Source organism: Christiangramia sp. OXR-203 (assembly GCF_034372165.1).
Taxonomy (GTDB): domain Bacteria; phylum Bacteroidota; class Bacteroidia; order Flavobacteriales; family Flavobacteriaceae; genus Christiangramia.
In genome coordinates this window covers 2,926,808-2,945,731 of record NZ_CP139698.1, presented here as the reverse complement: position 1 = coordinate 2,945,731, position 18,924 = coordinate 2,926,808, and the positions used below count along the sequence as shown (strand labels likewise).

Genomic DNA, 18,924 nt, shown 5'->3' with positions numbered 1-18,924 from the left:
ATATCATACAGAATTATATTATGAAGAATTATAGTTTACTTTTTACCCTTTTTCTTTTCTGCGGAATGATGAATGCGCAGCAGAAAGAGTGGACACTGGAAGAATGTGTGGAGTACGCATTGCAAAATAATATTCAGGTTAAACAATCTGAACTTGATCTTGAACTCTCCGAAATTGAGAAACTGGATGCACTGGGTAATTTTATTCCAAGTATTAACGGTCAGGCTACCAATGCATGGAATACCGGTCTTACTCAGAATGTTACCACGGGAATCCTTCAGAATCAAACAGTAAGAAACTTCTCTGCGAATTTAACTGCTGGTCTTACAATTTTTGACGGACTTCGAAATTTCAAACAATTACAAAGAGCTAAGATCTCAAGACTGGCCAGCCAGTACTCTCTGGATAAAATGGAAGATGATATAGCTTTGTTCGTTGCAGATGCCTACCTGCAGGTATTGTTCAGCAAACAAAATCTTGATGTTCTACAGGCTCAGAATGAAGTTACCAAAGAACAATTAACCCGAACTCAGGATCTGGTTGAAGCAGGAGTATTGCCTCAGGGTGACCTTCTGGAGATTAAAGCTACCATGGCAGATGAGAAGCAACGAATCATTCTTGCTGAAAACCAGATACAAATATCACTTATAGGTTTAGCACAAACTTTAGGAATAAGAGATTATCAAAGTTTCGACATTGTGGATCGTGATTACGCGGTCTTCGGAAATGAGATTCTTGCGAACTCTGTTTACGATGTGATCGAAAAAGCTAAAGAGGAGCGTTCAGAATTAAAAATAGCGGAAGCTAACAGAGATCTTGCAGAGCAGGATGTTGCTTTGGCTAAAGGAGCTTACCTGCCAACCTTAGGTGCTTTCTTTAACTATAATACAAGGGAAACAGGACAGGGCAGAATAACAGGTGCCGTGCTGGATCCAACCGAACCTACAAGACAAATTGGTTTGGTGCAGGATACAGAGCAGGTTGTAGTGGCTCCTAATACCATACCAACGCTAGGAAGTCCGTTGCCATTTTTCGATCAGTTATATAGAAATGACGGGATAAGTTATGGTTTCCAGTTAAGCGTTCCATTCTTAAATGGCTTTGCCACCAGAAATGCTGTAAAAAGAAATCAGATCAATGTGAAAAGAGCTGAATTCCAGTTGGAGCAGGCTGAACTTGATCTGGAAGCGAATGTTTACCAGGCATATACTGATGCAAAAGGAGCTTTCGAAGCCTATGAAGCTGCTTTGGTAGCTTCTGAAGCTCAGGAGAAAGCATTTGAATATGCCACAGAGCGGTATGATGTTGGTCTTACCAACGCGTTCGATTTTAGCCAGGCTAAGATTCGTTTTGAGAATATACAAAGAGAGGCACTAAGAGCCAAATACGATTATATTTTTAAATTAAAAGTTGTAGAACTTTATTTTGGAATTCCGGTTAGGGATTTAAAACTGTAAATAATGAATAAGAAGAAGCTTTTCATCATCCTTGGGATCATCATCGTTTTAATCGTTGTACTAGTTATCGGTAAAAAATCCGGTTGGTTTGGAAGTTCCGCCAACATCAAAGAAGTGGAGATCACTGAAATTGAACCGGTAGATATTATCGAAACCGTATCGGCAACAGGTAAAATTCAGCCAGAGGTTGAGGTAAAACTTTCTTCTGAAGTTTCCGGAGAGATCATTGAATTACCAATCGTTGAAGGTCAGTTAGTAGAAAAAGGAGACCTTTTAGTAAAAGTAAACCCTGATATATACCAGTCCAGCGTACAGAGAGCCAGAGCAAGTTATTCCAATTCCAAAGCAAATTTTGCCCAGACACAGGCAAATTTGAAACAGGCTGAAGCTGATTATAATCGTAACAAAACTTTGTTTGAAAAAGGTGTGATCTCAAAAGCTGAATGGGATGGGATCGTTTCAAATTATGAGATGGCAGAAGCTAATAAAGAATCTGCTTACTATAGTATGCAAAGTAGCGCTGCTACGGTAACTGAAGCGACCGATAATCTTGGACGTACCAATATTTATGCTCCAATGAGTGGTACGATCTCAAAACTGGATGCAGAGCTTGGGGAAAGAGTTGTAGGTACTCAGCAAATGGCCGGGACTGAAATTCTTCGGGTAGCAAACCTGGACAATATGGAAGTTGAGGTTGATGTAAATGAAAATGATATCGTAAAAGTTGCGGTAGGTGACTCTACGATCGTGGAAGTAGATGCGTACCTTGGAAAAGATTTTAAAGGAATCGTTACTGAAATTTCTAACACTGCAGATAATACCTTAACCACAGATCAGGTAACTAATTTTAAGGTAAAAGTTCGTATTCTGAAGGAGTCTTACGAAGACCTGATGGAAGGGAAGCCGGAGAGTTATTCTCCATTCAGACCAGGAATGACTGCTACAGTAGATATTATCACGAATAAGAGAATGAATGTAATTGGAGTTCCAATTAGCTCGATCGTTATTAAATCTGATACTACAGCGACTAAAAAGACTTACGGAACTACTCCAGCTACTGAAGGAACTGAAAAATTTGAATGTGTATTTGTAAAAGACGGACAAAAAGCTAAACTTCGCGTGGTACAAACTGGAATTCAGGATGACTCTCAAATCGAGATCACAGAAGGTCTGAAAGAAGGTGATGTAGTAATCACTGGCCCTTACAATACCGTTACTAAAAATCTTAATACCGGAGATGATATCGAGGTTAAAAAAGAAAAGACGGAGGAAGAAGAGGCTGAATAAATTTTAAAGATTTGGCGACTATATTATGTCTTGAAACTGCAACGACCAACTGCTCAGTTGGTCTTTCTGTTAATGGGAAACTAATCGGTCTAAAGGAAGATAATACCAAAGGTTATTCACATGCTGAAAAGCTACACCTGTTCATTCAGGATGTATTGAAGGAATCTGGGAAGACTCTTCAGGATCTGGATGCAATTGCAGTTAGCAAGGGGCCAGGTTCTTATACAGGTTTAAGAATTGGAGTTTCTGCTGCCAAAGGATTATGTTTTTCTCTTAATATACCAATGATCTCTGTTCCTACGCTGGACCTGCTGGTGCATCAATTAAAGAATGAACCCGGTATGAAAATCGCTATGCTTGATGCCAGAAGAATGGAAGTTTATGCTGCTGTTTTTTCTCAGGATCTAAGCCAGGTCCGTGATACGAATGCTGAGATTTTAGATCAAACCTCTTTTTCGGAATATCTTCAGAAATCTAAAGTGCATTTTATTGGGAATGGAGTGGCAAAATTCAGGGAGATCATCTCTTCTGAAAATGCAGTTTTCCACGAACAAAAGTTCCCTTCGGCTTCAGGAATGGCAGAGATCGTTGAGGTAAAGTACCAAAAAAGCGACACCGAAGATGTCGCTTATTTTGAGCCCTATTATCTCAAAGATTTTATGATCGGTTAATTATTCTGCCGATCTTTTATCTCTTTCAGTTCCTCTCATTTTAGTTTGATCGTACAGGTAAACATCCCTTTGTGGATAAGGAATGGTCATTCCAGCCTCCTCAAGTCTAATTTTACCTTCCTCGATCATATACCAGTGTAGATCCCAGAAGTCTGGCAATTCAGCAAAATATCGAACAGAGAAGTTAACCGAACTATCTCCAAGTTCAGAAACAATGATCTGCGGGGCTGGATCCTTAAGGATTTTCTCTTGTTCCATTACCATATTTGTAAGCACTTCTTTTGCTTTCTTAATATCATCATCATAAGAAATTCCGAAGCTTAGATTCTCTTTACGGGTTTTGTTGAAACTGTAATTCGTGATATTATCATTACTTAGTTCACCATTTGGAATTACCACTCTCTGGTTCCCAAAAGTGTCAAGCTTCGTGTAAAATAATGAGATCTCTACTACACTACCGGAAACTCCCTGTGCTTCGATCCAATCTCCAACTTTAAATGGTTTTAGAACTATTATAAGCACTCCACCGGCAAGATTGGAAAGCGATCCCTGCAAAGCAAGACCAATGGCCAGACCTGCAGCACCAATTGCTGCTACAAGCGATGCACTCTCCACACCAAGTTGTGTGATAACCAGCACAAAAAGTAACACCTTGAGACCCCAACTGGCAGCGTTTACAGTGAACTTTTCTAGAGTAGGATCGTAGTCCTTCTTGTCGAATAATTTCTTTAAATATTTTACAATGAGTTTTATTACCCAAAGTCCTACAAGTAGCAGCACGATCGCACCGATTAGCGTAGGGAGGTAATCGATAAACTTGTTCGCGTATTCTTTTGCGATTTCGCCGTAGTTGTTCAACTTGTCCATTCTTTTTTTTCTAATTTAAGTTCAAGCCCCTAGTCTAAAAAAATAGAGGCCATATCCTGTTTATTTTATGTTAAAATTAAATCATCTGTCCTAAAGCGTCACTTAATTTCTGCACTGGAAGCTGACAATTTCCCTGTTTACAAACATAGATCAATGAAACACCAGACTTAAGCCGATCCTTTAATATTCCAAGTTCAGATTTGCTTTTAGAAGAGGCCAGCACTTTATTTTGTAAATATTGCTGTTGAAATCCTTTCACAAGTTCTTCGTAATTATCTCCAGTAATGGCAATCTCGTAGAAAGGATGTGTGAAATTAAGTAATAAAAGCAACCAGTTCGAGTAGGATTGTGCATAGTCGGTAATGCCTGGAAGCACTGCCTGCAACATTTTTTCTGACCTGTCAATAAGCGTGGTATTACCTGTAAGTTTACCTAGCTTGTAATAATTATGTGCCATCACCGAGTTAGCTGCTGGAATCACATTATCCTGTACATCTATAATTCTGTTAATCAACGCCCGGTCTAGTGATGAAGTAAAATAAAATAGGCCGGTCTCCTCATCCTTGAAATCATGTTCCACAATCTCAAGTAATTCTTGAGCTTTGTCCAGGTAGTATTCTCGGGAACTGCTCTCATACAGATCCAATAAAGATTGAATCACAAAAGCATAGTCTTCGAGATAGGCATTGATACTACTTTTTCCGTTTTTATAAGTATGATAAAGTCTGCCGCCCGGCTGAACTAGATTCTTCAGAATAAAATTGATAGCAGCTTCAGCTTTTACAAGATAATCTTCTTTTTGCAGCGCCTGGAAAGCATGGCAATATCCGCTGATCATCATTGCATTCCAGGAAGCGATTGATTTGTCGTCAAGTCCGGGTTTTGACCGCTTAGATCTTTCAGATCCTAGTTTTTTCTGAAGTTCTTTTAGTTTAGCGCTTAATTCTTCTCGCTTTAAGTTGAGTTTAACTGAAAGCTCCTCAAGGCTCTTAGTTCGAATGAGTACGTAATGATCTTTTTCCCATCTTCCGAAGGCATCGATATGATAGACTTCTGAAAACAATTCGTAATCGTCTCCCAGAATTTTCATCAACTCATCCTTTGTCCAGACGTAGAATGCACCTTCTTCTGAATGTCCCTGGCCATTGTCGCTATCGGCATCTAGTGCAGAGTAAAATGCTCCTGATTCGTCCTGAAGTTCGTTTTCCACGAATTTCAGCGTATTCTCAACTACATCGGCGTACCATTTATTTTTGGTAAGTTTAAATAAATTCGCATATGAACTTACTAATTGCGCATTATCATAAAGCATTTTTTCAAAGTGCGGGACGTGCCATTTTTCATCCACCGAATATCTTGAAAAGCCTCCATCTATAGGATCGTAAACTCCTCCCCAGGATATTTTATTAAATGTATGCTTAACATATTTCAAAAGTTCTGTGTCTTTTTCCTGGTGAGCGAACCTTAAAAGAAAATCATGATTGGAAGGCATCATAAACTTCGGACTTCTGTTATAGCCACCATTTTTATGATCTAAAACTGATTTCCATTTTGATATGATTCCATCAAATAGAGACTTATCTAACTTCTTTTCATTCTCAGGAATCTCAATGATCTGCATTTGAGAAAGTCCTTCTTCCAGCTTTTGAGCATATTCCAGAAGTTTTTCTGGTTGTTCCTCATATAAATGCGCAATTTGAGTAAGAGCAGATTTCCATTGATCCTTTTGAAAATAGGTTCCTCCCCAAACAGGTCTTCCATCAGGCAGGGCTACGACATTCATTGGCCAGCCTCCCATCCCGGTCATTGCCTGTACTGCATTCATGTAAACCTGGTCAACATCTGGTCTTTCCTCGCGATCTACCTTTACAGATATGTAGTTTGCATTCATAATTGCAGCTACTTCAGCATCTTCAAAACTCTCATGCTCCATTACATGGCACCAGTGACACGCGGAATATCCTACACTAATCAGCAGTAGTTTATTCTTCTTCTTTGCTTCATCCAGGGATTTATCATTCCAGGGACGCCAGTCTACCGGATTATGTGCATGCTGTAGGAGATAAGGACTGCTTTCATTGATAAGCTGGTTCGTATTATCAGGTTTCTTCATAGCACTAGTTTGATGGTTTTGAAATACAGAAAGCTAAAATTAAGGCGATTGTGACGGCAGTTGCCAGATATTATTAATCTTTTAATAACTTTAACACCCCTGTGATTCAGTTAAATTATTACAGTTTTGCAGATTGAAAACAGATCTATCATATGGAGGACATTTACATTGTGATGCTTGTGGCGCTATTCGCCCTTGCTATTACAGATCTTGTAGTTGGAGTAAGTAACGACGCCGTGAACTTCTTGAATTCAGCTATAGGATCCAAAGCGGTCTCTATGCGAACGATCATGATCATCGCCAGCATTGGAGTAGCCGTGGGAGCTATATTTTCCAGCGGACTCATGGAGGTTGCCCGAAAAGGGATTTTCATGCCGGGTGAATTCTACTTCGAAGAGATCATGATCATCTTCATGGCCGTAATGATCACCGATGTGTTATTGCTGGACTTTTTTAATTCACTTGGATTACCTACTTCAACCACTGTTTCCATTGTTTTCGAACTTCTTGGGGCTGCCGTATGTATGGCTGTCATTAAGATCTATACGCAGGATAATGGAGATCTTGGTTTACTGCAGAATTATATTAATTCATCAAAAGCAACCGAGATCATTATTGGGATCTTACTCGCCGTGGTCATCGCATTCATAGTTGGAGCATTTGTGCAATATATATCCCGACTTATATTTTCATTCCAATTCGAGAAAAAGATAAAATATGCGGGTGCCGCCTTTGGTGGTTTCTCCCTTACTTCTATACTTTACTTTATCGTAATTAAAGGTTTGAAAAGTGTTTCTTTTATCTCAGCGGAAACACTTACATATATTAATGAGAACACTTGGTTTATTGTATTAATAGGTTTTGTAGCATTTACGCTTATCTCACAGTTTTTGATGAGTGTGCTCAAACTGAATATTCTAAGGATCATTATTATTATTGGAACTTTTGCACTGGCACTTGCATTTGCAGGAAATGATCTTGTCAATTTTATTGGGGTCCCTATTGCCGCCTGGCAGTCTTTTGATCTATGGCAGTCCGCTTACAACGCAACCGGGGCAATGCCATCAGAATTTTTAATGACCGGTCTTTCAGGAAAGGTCAATACTCCCGAACTCCTGTTAGTTTGTGCCGGAGCAGTTATGGTAATCACACTCTGGTTTTCCAGTAAAGCAAAAACTGTGGTCGATACCGGGATCAATCTTTCCAGACAGGGCGATTCCGTAGAAAGATTTGAACCAAACTGGCTTTCAAGAGGGATCGTACGATACTCTGTGATCATTGGCGGTGCGGTGAGTTCAGTTTTACCGGGTGGATTAAAGAATAGTATCGAAAATAAATTCAATAAACCTGCCTCTCATAAGCAAAGTAAGAGGGTTGACGCCCCGGCATTTGATATGGTTCGAGCTTCAGTAAACCTGGTTGTAGCCAGTGTGCTTATTTCTATTGGAACTAATATGAAGTTGCCGCTTTCAACTACCTATGTGACTTTTATGGTCGCAATGGGAACATCGCTCGCAGATAGAGCCTGGGATCGCGAAAGTGCTGTATATCGAGTTGCAGGCGTGCTGAATGTAATTGGAGGTTGGTTCGTAACTGCGATCGTAGCATTCACGGCCGCTGCAATTTTCGCATCTATTATCTTTTACGGTGGAACCATAGCCCTGGTTGTACTTATTATCGCAGCACTGGTAGTGGTCGTAAGAAGTAGTATTCTTCATTCAAAAGAAATGAAGAAAGAGAAGGATCAAAAGAAATTCAATAAGAGCGATATCATTACGATCAATGAGATCACTGCGGAAACTTCAGAAAATATTTCCAAAGTAATTGCAGGTATAGACAAGGTGTATTCGAAAAGTGTCGATCATCTAGGGTATTATGATCTAAGTAAACTGAAGAAAAACTACAAGCGTATTGAAAAGCTGGAGGTTGAGGTTGATGAACTTAAAGACAATATTTTTTATTTTATTAAATCCCTTGATGATAACTCTGTTGAGGCCAGTAAGTTTTATATTCTTACCCTGGATTACCTTCAGGATATGGTGCAGTCGATAAGTTTTATCGCCAGAAATAGCTACAACCACGTGCATAACAATCATAAGAACCTGAAGTTTAACCAGATTCGGGATCTCAAAAAGGTAGATGATCGTTTGCAGGTTCTTTTTGATGAGCTAATGCTGACCTTTAATCACAACGAGTTCGACAAGATCGATAGCCTGCTGAATGAGAAACAGGAATTGCTGGACTATGTTAGTGATCTTATTCAGAAACAAATCGAAAGAATTAGAACTTCTGAATCGAGTCCCAGGAATACAAAGCTTTACTTCGGAATATTACTGGAAACCAAGGATCTAATTGGTTCTACTATGAATCTGCTACAACTCTTTCAGGAGTTTTACCAGGAAGCAAGAAAGACCAATTATTAAATAAAAAAATCCCTTCAAGCTGAAGGGATTTTTATGTATTACAATACACTATCAAAGTGATTAGCCATTGATAGCCTCTACATATTGTACTTTATCACGAAGCATATCTCTAAGCATCGTTTCGATTCCGCTTTTCAATGTCATCGTAGAAGAAGGACATCCACTACACGCACCCTGTAAGATCACTTTTACGGTCTTGGTTTCTTCATTGTAACTGTCAAAAAGAATATTTCCCCCATCACTGGCCACTGCAGGTTTGATATACTCATCAAGGATCGCAATAATCTGCTGGCTCGTGTCGTCAAGTTCCTTATAGGCTGCATCATCATTTTCCTCCTGAACCTTTTCAGTTTCCTGAGTTTGAATAGTCTCGGCGGTGAGCACTTCATTTCCTTCCTCGATATAATTTCTAATGAATTCACGAAGTTCCATGGTAATCTCTTCCCATTCGGCAACCTCATATTTATGAACTGAAACATAGTTCTCATCAATGAAGACCTCTTTGACAAAAGGGAAATGGAACAATCTCTGAACCAATGGTGCATTCTTCGCATCATCGATGTTCTTAAATTCAACCGACTTCAAAACGAGTTTTTTGTTCGCTACAAATTTCATTACCGCCGGGTTTGGAGTGCTTTCAGCATAGACTGTCACTGGCACTTTACCGGTGGTGGTCTTCTCTTCCTTTATCACTTCGCCACCTTTGTTCAGGTATTCTTCGATTTGATCTGCTACTTCCTGTTGCACATCGCTCCATTCCACAATATCATATTTCTCGATAGCGATGAAATTTTGTGCGATATAAACCGTTTTAACAAATGGCAGATAGAATAATTGCTGGGCAAGCGGTGAACGCTTGGCTTCGTCTATATTCTTGAATTCGAAATTTTCATGACGTGTCAGAAACCTGTCAGCTTCAAATTTTATAATTGAAGCCGTGGTTGTAGGGACTATGTTGATATTAAAATCTTTCATCTCAAAATTTTTGGCAAAAATACTAAAGAAAAATTACGTTATACATATATTTACAGCCTTTATGGTGAATTGGGGATATCTTAGAAGAGGCCTTTCACGGCTCTCTTATCAATTGATTTTATGCACTTTTGCTTCGTTTGCGCTGTGGAATTCTCCAGCATTGAACGCGCAGGAAGTGATCCCTACCTATTCAGATTATCTTACCGATAATCTTTATCTTATCCATCCCAGTATGGCTGGTGCTTCTAACTACGATCAACTTCGTATAACCGGCAGAACGCAATGGTTCGACGTGCAGGATGCTCCTAACTTACAGACCGCAGCTCTAAATATTCGAGCTACAGATAAAATAGGACTTGGAGGTATCATGTTCAGAGATGAAAACGGCAATTATTCAAAACTGGGTGCTTACGCTACTTTTGCTTATCATCTTATGTTTTCCCGAAGTACGGTCGATCTTAACCAGTTATCATTCGGTATTAGCGCTGGATTAATTCAGCATAGACTTGATACAAGCGGTTTCACAAGGTTTGATCCTTTGGTGGGAAATAATCAATCAGATATTTTTGGTAATATAGATATTGGAGCCTCTTATTATGTGAATGATCTATATTTTCATCTTGCAGCAAAGAACGTATTATCAGTAAAAAGAGATCTGTTCTATTCAGATGCTGTGCCAAGTAATATGAGAAAGTATCTTTTCTCTGCAGGTTATGTTTTTAGCTTTGACCGTAATAGCGACTGGAGTTACGAGCCCTCCATATTATTCCAGGCCAGAGAAGCTACCGAAGAAATGGCGATAGATGCCAATGTTAAGGCTTATTATCAACTAGATAATATCAGGTTGTGGGGCGGAGTTTCTTATCGAAATAGTTTCGAAAGTGTTGAGGTTACCGGGGATGGTGAAGCGATCGCAAATCAGCAATTGCGCTACATTACTCCTTTTGTTGGAATAGATTACAATAAGTTCGTTTTTGGCTACACCTTCAGCTACCAACTAAATTCACTTGTGCTAAGTAATACTGGATTCCATCAGATCACATTAGGCTATAATTTCGGAAAAAGCCGCCAGCGTTATGATTGTAATTGTCCTGCGATCAACAATTAAAAATCTAAAGTTGCAACCTTGTAATTTTGCTCTTCCGAAGAAATAATAGAGGACAGGACATTGGGGTTTGCATTCGAGAAAAATAAGTTGCTACTGGCATCAGGATTGTCATTTAGCAAATTCCTTTCAGCAAGGATGATCTTCGTTTGTTTTGCCACTGCTTCCCCAGAATCAATGATCTTTACAGTATCTGGCAATATCTCTTGAAGAACAGGAATTAGATATGGGTAATGACTGCAGCCAAGCACCAGGTAATCTATTCTGGCATCGAGCATTGGTTTGAGTAAATGTTGCAGTAAACCAATCATCTCGGGAGTATTCGTTTTTCCCGCTTCGATGAGTTCCACGAGTCCGTTGCCTTCCACTTCTACCACCTGTATATCCTTAGTGTATAATTCGCTGGTTTGGGCAAATAGTTCACTTGATAAGGTTCCCCGAGTAGCCAGAATGCCTATAGCCTTATTGGTGCTTTTTAAAGCAGCTGGTTTTATAGCAGGTTCAATACCTATAAAAGGAACTCTGTAGGAACTTCTAAGGACTTTAATAGCATTTGTAGTGGCAGTATTACAGGCAATGACGATGAGCTTGCAATTAAGCTCTAGAAGCTTTTCCGTGTTTTTGATAGAAAGTGCTATGATTTCCTCCTGAGTTTTCAAGCCATAAGGTGCATTCTTACTATCAGATAAATAGATGGTATGCTCGTTGGGAAGAAGTTCATGTATTTCTTTCCATATAGAGGTTCCTCCTACGCCGGAATCAAAAATGCCAATTGGCTGAGACTTGTTCATAAGGTCTTAAAAATAAAAAACTGCGCACTAAGTGTACGCAGTTTAAACATTTTATTGAAATGTAATTGGATTACAGTCCTAAATCTTTTTTCACATCTGGAGTTAGATCATAACCATCAGCTAAAAGAACCCCTGTTCCAGTAGTAGAGTCTAAAACATAATCATATCCTTTTGCTCTGGCTACTTTTTGAATGCTCGTACGAACTTTCTCAAGAACTGGTCTTAGAAGATCAGTTTCTTTTTTCTGAAGATCCTGTCTCGCTTTTGCGCTGTGTTCCTGGATTCTTCTTTGAGCAGCCTGAATTTCAGCTCCTCTTTTCTGATTTTCTTCATCAGATTTTGTGTTAGCTTCAGCTTCGTAACGTTGCATTGTGCTTTGAGCTTCGGATAACATATCCTTGATCTCAGCATCGTAAGTTTTCTCAAGTTTCTGAAGTTGATCCATTGCACTCTTGTATTCCGGAAGTGACTGTACCAACTCCTGAGTAGCGATATGAGCAACTTTAGACTGTGCGTTTGTAAAAGCAGTAGCGCCAATCGTTAAAGCTAAAGCTATAAAAAGTGTTCTGAATTGTTTCATTGTAATCGTCGTTAAAATTAAAGTTTAAATTTAGTTTATAGTATCATTCTTAGTTTCGCGTGCTTTTAACAAAGAGTCCCTTTTACGTTCTCTCTCAGCTAAAATCCTTGCACGTCTTTCTTCAAATTCTTGTTGTCTCGCAGCCTTTAAGGAATCCCGTTCCTTTTTTCTGGCTTCGATCAATGCTTCACGTTCAGTTTGCCGTTCTTTGACCAGTTCTTCCCGTTCGGTAACTTCAGCATCCTGTTCTACTGTTCTGTTTTCTTCACGTTCAAATTCTTCTACTTCATCACGGCTCTCTAATTGCTCACGATTTGCGGTACGTTTTATTGTCCTTAATACCGTTTCGCTTACATCATACTGCTTGTCTGCATAGATCATTCCAACATCTGAAGTACGGTCGAAAATAAAATCAAAATTTCTGTTCTCAGCAATTTGCTGAACTGCGGTGAAAACCTGATCCTGAATTGGTCTTACCAAATGTTTCTTCTGAATCATGTAATCACCATTGGGACCGAATCGCTTTTGCTGATATTCCAGAACCTGTTGTTCCATATAGGAAATTTCAGATTCACGCTCTTCGATAAGTTCTCTTGTTAGAAGAGCTTTTTCGTTATCCAGTTTGGACCGCATGGCTTCAACAGCGCGCATTTTAGTTTCAGCTTCCGCTTTCCATTCCTGAACACGGCTTTCCAGCTGCTTTGAAGCTTCTTGGTATTCCGGAACATTTTCAAGAATATATTCCATATCAATGTACCCTAATCTAATCGTCTTTTGAGCCGTCGCTGTATTAAGACCGATCACTAGAAATACTAATATGAATTTTATTCTTTTTTTCATTCAGATCGAATATAGAAAATATCGTGCCAATTTAAAATTGTTGTCCTATGATAAAGTGTGTTTCCCATCCATTAGGTCCTGGCTGACCACCTACGATCTCATCGAAACCATATCCAAAGTCAATTCCAAGTAATCCAAATGTTGGCATGAATACTCTTAGTCCAACACCAGCAGATCTGTTCAACTGGAATGGGTTGTAATCTCTAAAGTTATCGTAAGTAGCACCTGCTTCAAGGAACGATAATGCGTAGATAGAAGCAGCTGGTTTTAATGTAATAGGGAATCTAAGTTCAAGTGAAAATTTGTTGTAGATCACTGCACCGTCATCACGATCATTGATACCTCTGTCAATAGGAACTACAGATTGGTTTGGATAACCTCTTAACTGTATGGTTTCCCTACCATCAAGGCTGAATGCTCCAAGACCATCACCACCTAAATAGTAGCGCTCAAAAGGAGGAATACCCCTCTCGCTATTGTAAGCTCCAAGGAATCCAAATTCAGCATGTGTACGTAGAACTAGATCACTACTTGGTCCAAAGTTGGCTAAAGTTTCATACCAGCTTCCTGCCAGTTTAATTTTGTAAAATTCCAGCCAGTTATATTTTTTCTGATCAACTTTCTCCTGGTCTGCAACAGAATTTTCTGAAGTTACTCTGTTTCCGTTGTTATCGATCAGGTTACCATTATCATCTCTTAACTGGTATTCCGGATCATTCTCCAGGTTTCCGTAGTCTACACCATTCCATAGAGAGTATGGAGGAGTGAACTTCGCGCTGAAATCAAATTTAGAACCCTGCGTTGGGAAAATCGGGTTGAAAGCGGTGTTGTCTCTTACAATTCCTAATTGGTAATAAAGGTTATTCGAGTGTCCATCACCAAAAGTAAAAAGTCCTGTATTATAGTTATTAAGATCATATCTCTGGAAACCAACCACGTTTGAAATCGTAGCGTACTGGTCTGGTTCTCTAAGTCTTTTTCCAAGACCTATGCTTACTCCAAGAATATCAAAACTTCTTGTTTTATCTGCTTCTCTTTCCACATAATCGAACAGGAACTGTCTGGTATAGCTAAAAGATGTAGATAAACTAACCGGTTCTTCACCGCCTAACCACGGCTCTCTGAAGGATAAGCTGTAGGTCTGGTAGAAAGTACTGGCCTGTGCTCTAAGAGACAAGGTTTGACCATCTCCCATTGGAATTGGATCATAAGCATCCTTGTCAAATAAGCCTTGTATACTAAAGTTATTGAAGGAAAGTCCCAGGGTTCCAATAAATCCACCACCACCGTAACCACCTTGTAGTTCGATCTGGCTGGCTCCTGACTCCACCACCTGGTATTCCAAGCTCAAAGTTCCTTCTCGCGGATCTGGATCCACAAATTCAGGATTTAGTTGTTCTGCATCAAAAAATCCAAGTGCACCTAATTCACGAATGGTGGAGACCACGGCCTGCTGGCTATATTTCTGTCCCGGCTTGGTTCTCATCTCACGATAGATCACGTGATCCTTGGTCTTGTTATTTCCAGTTACTCTAATCTCATCGAAAAATGCCTCTTTTCCTTCAAGGATTCTTACTTCAAAATCGATCGTATCATTGTAAACATTCGTTTCTACAAGATCGATATTGGAGAAAAGATATCCGTTGTTCTGGTAAATATTAGCGATTGATGTTTTGTTAGGTTCTCTACTCTGGATTCTTTCATCGATAAGTACACCATTGTATACATCTCCTTTTTCAACTCCGAGTGCCTTCCCTAATTGCTCATCTGTATAAGCTGCATTTCCAAGAAAATCAATTTTTCCAACGAAATAACGATTACCTTCTTCAATATCCAGTTTCAAGCTGATGGTTTCCTTATCGTTTTTGATAAGTGTATCTGAAACTATACGAGCGTCACGATAACCTTCTTCCTTGTATTTGTTTATGAGTGCAGTTTTGTCTTCCTGGTAATCTGCACGAACAAACTTAGATCGCTTCCAGAACCTGATGATGTTCTTTTGCTTGGTATTCTTCATGTTCCTTTTCAACTTCGCGTCTGACAGCTTTTCGTTGCCATTAAAGTCTATACTTTTGATCTTAACGCGATCTCCTTTGTTCACGTTTACCAGCATATTCACCTTGTTCGCTCCGGTAGTATCATCAACAGGCTTGGTCTGTATGTAAACATCTGTATTGAAGTAGCCTTCCTTCTTATATTTATTCTGAATATAATTTCTGGTCGTGGTGATTAGGTTTTCAGTAACCTTGGTCCCGGGCTTAAGACTATTCTCATCTATAAGTTCATCTCGGTCACTCTTTTTCTTTAAACCAGTAAATGTAGTTTGATTTAAAACAGGCACCTCCTTGATTTCCAATTCAAGATCTGCTACGTTTCCATCAACATTGGTGATATAGAAATTAATATCACTAAATAAATCTAAAGACCACAGTTTATTGATGACATTTCTAAGCTTCTCACCAGGAATATAAATTTCCTGTCCGGATTTAAGACCAGTGTAGGTAAGGACTGTTTTTTCGTTGTAGGTGGTGGTTCCGGTAACTTTTATTTCTCCAATGGTGTATTTCTTAGAATCTCCCAGTGGAAGGTCCTGTGCTTTGGCAGCTATACTGATAATGAAAAAAAATGCGAAAAGTGTAAAAATCTTCTTTGTCATGGATGCACTAACTGAGTTGCTCACTTGTTTTTCCAAATCGTCGTTCTCTGTTTTGATAGTTGTATATGGCTTCAAAAAGGTCTTCCCTTCTGTAATCTGGCCATAAGATTTTCGTAAAATACAATTCAGCATAAGCAATCTGCCATAAAAGGAAATTACTAATGCGTTGCTCGCCGCTGGTTCTGATCAATAGGTCAACGTCTGGCAAATTTTGGGTGTAAAGATGCTCATTTATAACTGATTCATCAATAGCATCAATAGATAATTCCCGGTTACTTATCTTCTCTGCAATTTGTTTGAAACAGCTGGTAATTTCTTCCCTGCTCCCGTAGCTTAACGCCAAAGTAAGGGTCATTCTTGTGTTAGATGAAGTTTTTTCTATAACATCCAGTAATTCTTTCTTCGCTTTCTTCGGAAGATTGGAAATATTTCCAATACAATGAAGGCGAATATTGTTATCCTGAAGTGTCTTGATTTCTTTCTTAAGCGATGAAACCAGGAGTTTCATAAGAGTATCGACCTCTAGTTTTGGCCTGTTCCAGTTTTCCGTAGAAAATGCGTAGAGTGTAAGGTTTTTCACGCCTATTTCGGCGCAGCCTTCTACAGTATCTCTAACAGCTTTCGTACCTTCTTTGTGACCTGAAGCTCTAAGAAAACCCTTTTGTTTCGCCCAACGTCCATTGCCATCCATAATAATGGCAACGTGTGCAGGTAATTTTTCAAGGTTTAAATTGTCTTTATAGTTCATCTAAAAGCAGTAACATGGCTTACGCCCAAATGTAAATGTGAATGACAATCCGGTAAAAACATACCAGTCGTTCGTATTTCTATTCCCGAATTCCAGTTGTGGCTCTCTTCGGTCTAAATATTCTTCAGGCCAGCTTCCGTCCAGGTTATCTGTCAAAGTATAGCGGGCTCCAATTTCTAGCGCACCAATAATGTGCTCGGTGATAGCCTCTTTATAACCAAAGACCATCGGAATGGCGAATTCCCAGTTGGTGCCTTCATTGGATAGATTCCCGGCTCTGCCATCTTTCAAATAGACATGATCTGCCTTGAAATAGGTAATTCCTGTATATATATAAGGTGTTTTTTGTGGCAATGGCTCAGACAGGTCAAAATCCCAGAAATTGAATTCCAGTCCCAGGGATGCTTCAGCAATGGTATTATCAAAAGAATAACCACGCTGTTGTCTTCTGGTGTCATTAGACTCTGTATCATCTGCCGAAATCTTCGCATACAATAAAGACAGTCTCCAGGCGTGTCGCGGGCTACCATTCCACTTCGCCATAAACCCTCCAACGGGAGTGTTAGGGAGGATAAAGGTAGTTTTTCCAACGTCTCCTATAAAATTGGCACCACCTGCAAAAACCCCAACTTCATATTTTTGAGAGTAGGAATTTCCGGTAAAAAAAGCCATTATGATAAATGCGATCAGGTACCTCATAGGTTTTCAAAAGTTTGCAAATATAACAATTCTACTTGCCCTGCAATAATTTGAGCAGATTTGTACATACGTATAAACAACAAATGATTTTTTTTATTGCTTAATTCCGTTTGTCTTCACCCCATAATAACTTTTTTCGAAGGGTGTTAAGGAAACTGTCTTCAGTTAATTCCACGAAATTGATGCAGTAGGGTGCTTTTGAAATAATAATTTCGGTATCATTTTCCAGTGTGGCAATACGGGAATCCATGGACACAAGATGTGTTTTTTCCCGGCCAGATACCTTTAATTTGATCACGGTTCCATCTCTAATTACCAGTGGTCTGGCATTTAAATTATGTGGTGCGATTGGTGTGATCACCAGCGAGTCTGCGTCTGGAGTGATTACAGGGCCACCACAGCTCAAAGAATATCCGGTGGAGCCAGTAGGTGTGGCGATTATAAGACCATCAGCCCAGTAGGAAGTAAGAAACTGGTCATTTAACCAGGTGTCCACTGTGATCATGGAAGTGGTGTTTCTTCTGCTTACTGCGATTTCGTTTAAAGCGATCTGTGAGAAAACCGGATCCTGATCTTTAGTATTGGTTTCTATCGTAAGCACTGATCGTGGAGAAAGTGTAAATTTCTTTTCAAGGATTTCATTTAACGTACTTTCAATTTGTTCTTTCTGAATGGTAGCCAGAAATCCAAGTCTTCCCGTGTTAATTCCTACAATGGGGATATTCAGGTTTCTTATGTAGTTGATTGATTTTAGAATGGTTCCATCACCACCTATGGAGAAGAACAGGTCAAAGGAATTATCCAGTTCTTCAAATGCGCTAAATTGACGGTATTCCTTCTGAATGGAATTATGATCATGAATCATTTGAAGGAAATCTTCTTCGATCAAAACTTCCACATTCTTCTCGTCAAGTAGATTCAGTAATTGTGCAATATAATGACCTGCATTTTCATGGTAGAACTGGCCGTAAATACCTATTTTCATAAACTTATATATTCAGGTATTTATCAAGATATTTTGATCTATCCTTTAAATTTTTGTTGAAAGTGTCTTCCTGATGTTCAGAAATAATGATGTACCCATATCTTCTGAACGATTGAATGATCTCAGTCATTCCAGATGGCGATATTTTAAGGGTTATCTGAGCCATGTCATTCTCTATCTTCGAAACAAAAGTGCCCAGTAAATGCGCATTATTAGATTCTACAATCTGGCTAACCTCTCCAAGCGTGTAATCTTTGAATGCTTTTTCCACCACAAGGATATTTCCCGGCTCATGTAAAAAAGGTGTTTCCTTAAATAAGGAGATCATTTCGTTCAATTCTACATATCCTATATAGAGATTTTCATCATTAAGAACAGGTAATATGTTGGAATTATTCTGGGCAAAGGCTTCCAGGCTGTCCAGCCAGTAGTTGCTTTCCCGGGCAAAAAATCCTTCGAGCGCATAACGATAATCGCCAAGGGTCTTGTCGTTATCAAAACAACGGACATCATTTTCTGAAATGCAACCAATATAAATTCCCTTCTCCGAAACCGGAAGATGGGTGTAAGTAAGTTGATTAAATAATCTGTGTACTTCTCCAATCTTTTCTGAAAGGCTCAAGATCTCCACATCATTTAGAATGTATTCCTGCAAACTCATATACTCAATTCCTTTTCTGCAAATTAATCAAAATAATATTCAATGAAGCAGGCTGCACTTTGTATT

At 39.2% G+C, this 18,924-nt stretch carries 16 protein-coding genes; 5 read left to right on the top strand and 11 right to left on the bottom strand.

The features are described 5' to 3' along the window. The first annotated feature begins 20 nt into the window (after positions 1-20). Genes T8I65_RS13575 through tsaB form a run of 3 tightly spaced genes read left to right on the top strand, consistent with a single transcriptional unit; the run spans position 21 to position 3,415 of the window. Positions 21-1,457, top strand: a complete 1,437-nt coding sequence (locus tag T8I65_RS13575; protein ID WP_322301104.1) for a TolC family protein — start codon at positions 21-23, stop codon at positions 1,455-1,457. A 3-nt stretch (positions 1,458-1,460) separates the two neighbouring features. Then, positions 1,461-2,744, top strand: coding sequence for an efflux RND transporter periplasmic adaptor subunit (locus T8I65_RS13570; RefSeq protein WP_322301103.1), 1,284 nt, complete (start codon positions 1,461-1,463; stop codon positions 2,742-2,744). Between the two features lie 11 nt (positions 2,745-2,755). After that, positions 2,756-3,415, top strand: coding sequence for a tRNA (adenosine(37)-N6)-threonylcarbamoyltransferase complex dimerization subunit type 1 TsaB (gene tsaB / locus T8I65_RS13565; RefSeq protein ID WP_322301102.1), 660 nt, complete (start codon positions 2,756-2,758; stop codon positions 3,413-3,415). Here the strand turns inward: tsaB and T8I65_RS13560 are convergent, their stop codons facing one another. Both T8I65_RS13560 and T8I65_RS13555 read right to left on the bottom strand, forming a co-directional pair. Continuing rightward, positions 3,416-4,282 (bottom strand): mechanosensitive ion channel family protein, encoded by an 867-nt coding sequence (locus T8I65_RS13560; RefSeq protein ID WP_322301101.1) that lies wholly within the window; start codon positions 4,280-4,282, stop codon positions 3,416-3,418. It abuts the gene before it with no gap. A 76-nt stretch (positions 4,283-4,358) separates the two neighbouring features. Next, entirely contained in the window at positions 4,359-6,395 is a 2,037-nt protein-coding gene (locus T8I65_RS13555) for a thioredoxin domain-containing protein (protein ID WP_322301100.1), read from the bottom strand. Positions 6,396-6,547: 152 nt separating this feature from the next. Between T8I65_RS13555 and T8I65_RS13550 the strand changes: the two genes are divergently transcribed. Beyond that, entirely contained in the window at positions 6,548-8,818 is a 2,271-nt protein-coding gene (locus T8I65_RS13550; RefSeq protein WP_322301099.1) for an inorganic phosphate transporter, read from the top strand. 60 nt (positions 8,819-8,878) lie between these two features. Here the strand turns inward: T8I65_RS13550 and T8I65_RS13545 are convergent, their stop codons facing one another. Continuing rightward, positions 8,879-9,793 (bottom strand): NifU family protein, encoded by a 915-nt coding sequence (locus T8I65_RS13545; RefSeq protein WP_322301098.1) that lies wholly within the window; start codon positions 9,791-9,793, stop codon positions 8,879-8,881. 10 nt (positions 9,794-9,803) lie between these two features. Between T8I65_RS13545 and T8I65_RS13540 the strand changes: the two genes are divergently transcribed. Beyond that, on the top strand, positions 9,804-10,901 hold the full coding sequence (locus tag T8I65_RS13540; RefSeq protein WP_322301097.1) for a type IX secretion system membrane protein PorP/SprF: 1,098 nt from the start codon (positions 9,804-9,806) through the stop codon (positions 10,899-10,901). Here the strand turns inward: T8I65_RS13540 and murI are convergent. From murI to T8I65_RS13500, 8 genes are all read right to left on the bottom strand, one after another. Further along, positions 10,898-11,689 carry a glutamate racemase gene (gene murI / locus T8I65_RS13535; protein ID WP_322301096.1) on the bottom strand — a complete coding sequence of 264 codons (792 nt, stop codon included), beginning with the start codon at positions 11,687-11,689 and terminating at the stop codon, positions 10,898-10,900. The two genes, T8I65_RS13540 and murI, sit on opposite strands and share 4 nt — an antisense overlap. Positions 11,690-11,759: 70 nt before the next feature. After that, entirely contained in the window at positions 11,760-12,269 is a 510-nt protein-coding gene (locus T8I65_RS13530; RefSeq protein WP_322301095.1) for an OmpH family outer membrane protein, read from the bottom strand. 30 nt (positions 12,270-12,299) lie between these two features. Next, complete coding sequence (locus T8I65_RS13525) at positions 12,300-13,109, bottom strand: OmpH family outer membrane protein (protein WP_322301094.1); 810 nt, start codon at positions 13,107-13,109, stop codon at positions 12,300-12,302. A gap of 31 nt (positions 13,110-13,140) precedes the next feature. After that, positions 13,141-15,765, bottom strand: a complete 2,625-nt coding sequence (locus tag T8I65_RS13520; RefSeq protein WP_322301093.1) for a BamA/OMP85 family outer membrane protein — start codon at positions 15,763-15,765, stop codon at positions 13,141-13,143. A gap of 7 nt (positions 15,766-15,772) precedes the next feature. Next, positions 15,773-16,513, bottom strand: coding sequence for an isoprenyl transferase (locus T8I65_RS13515; RefSeq protein WP_322301092.1), 741 nt, complete (start codon positions 16,511-16,513; stop codon positions 15,773-15,775). Continuing rightward, positions 16,514-17,212, bottom strand: a complete 699-nt coding sequence (locus tag T8I65_RS13510) for a DUF6089 family protein (RefSeq protein WP_298246168.1) — start codon at positions 17,210-17,212, stop codon at positions 16,514-16,516. It lies immediately after the preceding gene. Between the two features lie 100 nt (positions 17,213-17,312). Then, positions 17,313-18,197, bottom strand: coding sequence for an NAD kinase (locus T8I65_RS13505; protein WP_322301091.1), 885 nt, complete (start codon positions 18,195-18,197; stop codon positions 17,313-17,315). Between the two features lie 4 nt (positions 18,198-18,201). Continuing rightward, positions 18,202-18,858, bottom strand: a complete 657-nt coding sequence (locus T8I65_RS13500; protein ID WP_322301090.1) for a CBS domain-containing protein — start codon at positions 18,856-18,858, stop codon at positions 18,202-18,204. Between the last annotated feature and the right edge of the window lie 66 nt (positions 18,859-18,924).

Coding starts and splice junctions, on each gene's coding strand:
- T8I65_RS13550 (WP_322301099.1), top strand. CDS start 6,548: ATGGAGGACATTTACATTGTGATGCTTGTGGCGCTATTCGCCCTTGCT.
- T8I65_RS13575 (WP_322301104.1), top strand. CDS start 21: ATGAAGAATTATAGTTTACTTTTTACCCTTTTTCTTTTCTGCGGAATG.
- T8I65_RS13570 (WP_322301103.1), top strand. CDS start 1,461: ATGAATAAGAAGAAGCTTTTCATCATCCTTGGGATCATCATCGTTTTA.
- T8I65_RS13545 (WP_322301098.1), bottom strand. CDS start 9,793: ATGAAAGATTTTAATATCAACATAGTCCCTACAACCACGGCTTCAATT.
- T8I65_RS13500 (WP_322301090.1), bottom strand. CDS start 18,858: ATGAGTTTGCAGGAATACATTCTAAATGATGTGGAGATCTTGAGCCTT.
- T8I65_RS13505 (WP_322301091.1), bottom strand. CDS start 18,197: ATGAAAATAGGTATTTACGGCCAGTTCTACCATGAAAATGCAGGTCAT.
- T8I65_RS13510 (WP_298246168.1), bottom strand. CDS start 17,212: ATGAGGTACCTGATCGCATTTATCATAATGGCTTTTTTTACCGGAAAT.
- T8I65_RS13560 (WP_322301101.1), bottom strand. CDS start 4,282: ATGGACAAGTTGAACAACTACGGCGAAATCGCAAAAGAATACGCGAAC.
- T8I65_RS13525 (WP_322301094.1), bottom strand. CDS start 13,109: ATGAAAAAAAGAATAAAATTCATATTAGTATTTCTAGTGATCGGTCTT.
- T8I65_RS13515 (WP_322301092.1), bottom strand. CDS start 16,513: ATGAACTATAAAGACAATTTAAACCTTGAAAAATTACCTGCACACGTT.
- murI (WP_322301096.1), bottom strand. CDS start 11,689: ATGAACAAGTCTCAGCCAATTGGCATTTTTGATTCCGGCGTAGGAGGA.
- T8I65_RS13520 (WP_322301093.1), bottom strand. CDS start 15,765: ATGACAAAGAAGATTTTTACACTTTTCGCATTTTTTTTCATTATCAGT.
- T8I65_RS13530 (WP_322301095.1), bottom strand. CDS start 12,269: ATGAAACAATTCAGAACACTTTTTATAGCTTTAGCTTTAACGATTGGC.
- T8I65_RS13555 (WP_322301100.1), bottom strand. CDS start 6,395: ATGAAGAAACCTGATAATACGAACCAGCTTATCAATGAAAGCAGTCCT.